At 70.6% G+C, this 4,295-nt stretch carries 5 protein-coding genes; all 5 read left to right on the top strand.

Annotated features, from left to right (window positions below; translation table 11 throughout):
• A partial coding sequence (rfbA, locus tag AB0G16_RS38340) for a glucose-1-phosphate thymidylyltransferase RfbA (protein ID WP_362815886.1) occupies positions 1-809 on the top strand: 809 nt, incomplete at its 5' end.
• A gap of 22 nt (positions 810-831) precedes the next feature.
• Entirely contained in the window at positions 832-1,893 is a 1,062-nt protein-coding gene (gene rfbB, locus AB0G16_RS38335) for a dTDP-glucose 4,6-dehydratase (RefSeq protein ID WP_362815884.1), read from the top strand.
• A gap of 177 nt (positions 1,894-2,070) precedes the next feature.
• Complete coding sequence (locus AB0G16_RS38330) at positions 2,071-2,910, top strand: NAD-dependent epimerase/dehydratase family protein (RefSeq protein ID WP_362815882.1); 840 nt, start codon at positions 2,071-2,073, stop codon at positions 2,908-2,910.
• A 35-nt stretch (positions 2,911-2,945) separates the two neighbouring features.
• The gene (locus AB0G16_RS38325; RefSeq protein ID WP_362815880.1) at positions 2,946-3,986 is read left to right on the top strand and encodes a ketoacyl-ACP synthase III family protein; all 1,041 of its coding nucleotides are present in this window, start codon (positions 2,946-2,948) and stop codon (positions 3,984-3,986) included.
• Between the two features lie 28 nt (positions 3,987-4,014).
• Positions 4,015-4,295 (top strand): acyl-CoA dehydrogenase family protein (locus tag AB0G16_RS38320; protein ID WP_362815878.1); only part of this gene is annotated, 281 nt, incomplete at its 3' end.

Raw genomic sequence — 4,295 nt, 5'->3', positions numbered from 1 at the left:
CCAAGCAGTTGCTTCCCATCTACGACAAGCCGATGATTTACTATCCGATCTCCGTGCTGATGCTGGCACACATACGTGACATCCTCATCATTTCCACGCCGGAGACCCTTCCGTCGCTGCGGGCGCTTCTCGGCGACGGCTCCCATCTGGGAGTGAACTTCAGCTACGTGCCGCAGCCCGAGCCGCGCGGGATCGCCGAGGCGTTCCTGCTGGGTGACGCGCACATCGACGGCGACCCCTGCGCGCTGGTGCTGGGCGACAACCTCTTCCACGGCGCGGGCTTCCCCGACCTGCTGCGCAGGGCCAGGGAGGAGCTCGACGGCTGCGTCATGTTCGGCTACCCGGTGAGCGACCCCGAGCGGTACGGCATCGGGGAGCTCGACGCGGAGGGCCGGCTGGTCTCCATCGAGGAGAAGCCGAGCGTCCCCCGCTCCGACCAGGCCATCACCGGCCTGTACTTCTACGACAAGCAGGTCGTGGACATCGCCAGGGAGCAGCGCCCCTCGGCCCGCGGCGAGCTGGAGATCACCGACGTCAACCGGGTCTACCTGGAGCAGGGCAAGGCGAACCTGGTCCCGCTGGGGCGGGGCTTCACCTGGCTGGACGCCGGGACGCACCAGTCCCTGCTGGAGGCGAGCCAGTACGTGCAGATTCTCGAACGCCGCCAGGGTGTGCGGGTCGCCTGCCTGGAGGAGATCGCCCTGCGGATGGGGTTCATCGACGCCGAGGCCTGCTACCGGCGGGGCACCGAGATGAGCCAGTCGGTGTACGGCAGGTACGTCATGGACATCGCCCGATCACTCGCGTGACTGACAGCAAAGGTGCATCCAAATGCGGATCCTGGTGACCGGCGGTGCCGGGTTCATCGGCTCGAACTTCGTGCGGCGCGCGCTCTCGGGCGCCTACGAGGGCCTCGAGGAGGCCCGGGTCGTCGTCGTGGACAAGCTGACGTACGCCGGGACCATGGAGAGCCTGGCGTCCGTCATCGACGACCCGCGCCTGGAGTTCGTCCAGGGCGACATCTGTGACGCCGCGCTGATGGCGCGGCTGACCAGGGGGGTCTCCCTGGTCGTGCACTTCGCGGCCGAGACCCACGTGGACCGGTCGATCGACAGCGGGGCCGACTTCGTCACGACCAACGTGGTGGGCACCCAGACGCTGCTGGAGGCCTCCCTGGGCGGCGGCGTCGGGAAGTTCGTCCTGGTCTCCACGGACGAGGTGTACGGGTCCATCGAGACGGGCTCGTGGGTGGAGAGCCACCCGCTGGAGCCCAACTCCCCGTACTCGGCCTCCAAGGCCGCGGCCGACCTGCTGGCGCGGGCGTTCTCGCGCACCTACCGCTTCCCCGTCTCGATCACCCGGTGCCCCAACAACTACGGGCCCTACCAGTTCCCCGAGAAGGTCATCCCGCTGTTCGTCACCAACCTGCTCGACGGCGAGCGGGTGCCGCTGTACGGCGACGGACTGCACGTGCGCGAGTGGGCGCACGTCGACGACCACTGCCGCGGCATCGCGCTGGTCGCCTGGAAGGGCAGGCCGGGCGAGGTCTACAACATCGGGGGCAACGCCGAGCTGACCAACCGGGAGCTGACCGGGGCGCTGCTCGACATCGCCGGTGCGGACTGGTCCATGGTCCTGCCGGTGGAGGACCGGCCCGGGCACGACCGCCGCTACTCCGTCGACAGCTCCAAGATCGCATCCGAGCTGGGCTACCGGCCCCGGGTCCCCTTCGCCGACGGCCTGGCGGCGACGGCCCGCTGGTACGCGGAGAACCGCAGCTGGTGGGAGCCGCTGAAGAAGGGGCAGGCCGACCTCGCGGGCTCCGCGGGCTCCGCGGGCTCCGCGAGCTCCGCGCCCCCGGAGGCGGGTGCAGGGACGACGGCCGGCGTATGACCCTCCGCAATTCCCGCCGTCCGGCGGAGAAAGCAGCGGAGAACGCACATCTGTCTCGCTGGCGGGACAAACGGCCTTGGGCCGCGAGCCGCGGGCTCTTTCCTATTCCGGGCGCCGCTATATGGTGACGGGCGGAACCGATACGTTAACCTCCAGAGCTGGAAAGCGGTGCTGGGAATGGAGATCATCGGAAATGGCTTTCTCGCGAGGCACCTGCGCGCGATCGACGACGCGCATCCCGAGGTGACGATTCTCGCCGCCGGTGTGTCGCTGTGGAGGAATTCCGACTCCGACTACGAACGGGAAACCGCTCTGGTCGCCGAGACGATCGAGAAGTGTCTCCGCCAGGACCGTGTCCTCGTGTTCCTCTCGACCGCGTCGATGAGCATGTACGGCGGCGCGGGCTGCCGGGGCCGCGAGGACGAGCCCGTGGAGCCCGTCACCCCCTACGGCTGGCACAAGCTCGCGCTGGAGCGGCGGATCCAGGACTCCGGGGTACGGCACCTGATCCTGCGGCTCGGTTACGTCGTCGGTCCGCACGTGCCCGCGAACCGGCTGATCCCCGCGCTCATCGAGCAGATCCGTTCCGACAACCTCACGATGTACCGCAGCGCGCGCAGGGACATCATCGACATCACCGACTGGATAAAGGTGATCGACCTGCTGCTGGCCACCGGGACCACCCAGGAGGTGGTCAACGTGGCCACCGGGGAGTCCGTGCCGATCGAGCTGATCGTCGACCACCTGGAGGCGCGGCTCGGCATCACGGCCCGCAGGCAGATCATCGACGAGGGGACGTCGCACCACATCTCCGTGGAGAAGCTCCGGCGGCTGGTGCCGGCGGTCGGCGAGATGGGTTTCGGCCCCGGCTACCACCGGACCGTGATCGACCGCTACCTGGAGGCGACCTCCCAGCTCGGGAACGGGACTCCGGGGCCGTCGGGGCCGGTCGAGCCGGCGGGGACGGTGGAGACGGTGGAGACGCAGCACGCCGGTTCCCCGTCCCGTCGAGCCTGACCGGGCCGGTCACAGGCGAGCAGAGAGGCAGGGCAGTGCGCACACCAGAGGTCTTCGTCCGGGGGATCGGCACGTTCGTCCCCCCGACGGTCAGCGTGGAGTCGGCCGTCGCGCAGGGGTTGTGCTCGCCCGAGCACGCCAAGGTCCACGACATGCTCGGAGCGGCGGTGGCGGGCGACATCCCCGCCCCCGAGATGGCGCTGCGGGCGGCGCGGGAGGCGATCACGCGCGGCGGGGGCGGCACCGGCGCCCTGGGACTGATGCTGTACGCCGACGTCTGGCACCAGGGCCCCGACGGCTGGTCGCCGCAGTACTACCTGCAGCGTCACCTCGTCGGCGGCGACCTGCTGGCCGTCGAGCTGCGCCAGGGGTGCAACGGCGTGCTGAGCGCCCTGGAGCTGGCCGGCGGGTTCATGGCGGGCGACCCCCGGGGCCGCGACGCCCTGATCGTCACGGCCGACAACTTCGGCACCGCCCGGATGGACCGCTGGTGCTCCGGGCCGGACTTCGTGCTCGGCGACGCCGGGAGCGCGCTGGTGCTCACCCGCGAGCCGGGCTTCGCCCGTCTGCTCGCGGTGAGCTCGATCTCCGTGCCCGAGGCCGAGGAGCTGCACCGCGCGGGCACCCCGCTCTTCCCGCCGAGCGCGACCACCGGTGAGGCCGTCGACTTCAGCGCGCGGGCCGAGGAGTTCGGCCGGATGTGCGCGGCCGACAGCGACCTCGCGCTCGCGTGGGTCATCGTGCAGCAGCGGATGATGCAGGTGCTCAGCCGGACCCTGGCCGAGGCGGAGATCAAGGTGGCCGACGTCACCCGCACCATCTTCACCAGCCTCTCCCCCGAGGCGGTCGAGCACCGGTGGATGGCGGTGCTGCGCATGCCCATGTCGAAGTCGAGCTGGGACTTCGCCAGGACCGTCGGCCATCTCGGCGCCAGCGACCACCTGGTCTCCCTGGACCACCTGCTGTCGACCGGCGAGCTCGGTCCCGGCGACCACGTGCTGCTGGGCGGCATCGGCCCGGGCGTCACCATCTCGTGCGCCGTCCTGAAGATCCTCGACACTCCCTCGTGGGTCTAGGGCACCGCTTCGGAAGGGAACACCGCCCATGGAGTTCGGTCTCGGCGGCGCGCGCGGCGAGCGGCGTGACGCGATGTTCGACGGCGCGCGCAAGAGCCTGTACGAGGAGTCGGGCCCGCCGCGGGAGCCGTTCACCCGGGAGCGCTGGCGGATCGCCGCGGAGCTGGGCGCCGCCGGCCTGTGCCTGCCCGCCGAGTACGGCGGCGGCGGCCTCGGCGCCCTGGACACGGCGCTGTCGCTGGAGGCCTTCTCCCGGGGCGGCGGCGACACCGCCCTGGCGTTCGCGCTGTCGGCGCACCTGCTGGCGTG

Source organism: Streptosporangium sp. NPDC023615 (genome assembly GCF_040640155.1).
In the GTDB taxonomy this organism is placed as follows: Bacteria; Actinomycetota; Actinomycetes; order Streptosporangiales; family Streptosporangiaceae; genus Streptosporangium.
This window is presented reverse-complemented; position numbering and strand designations above follow the sequence as displayed.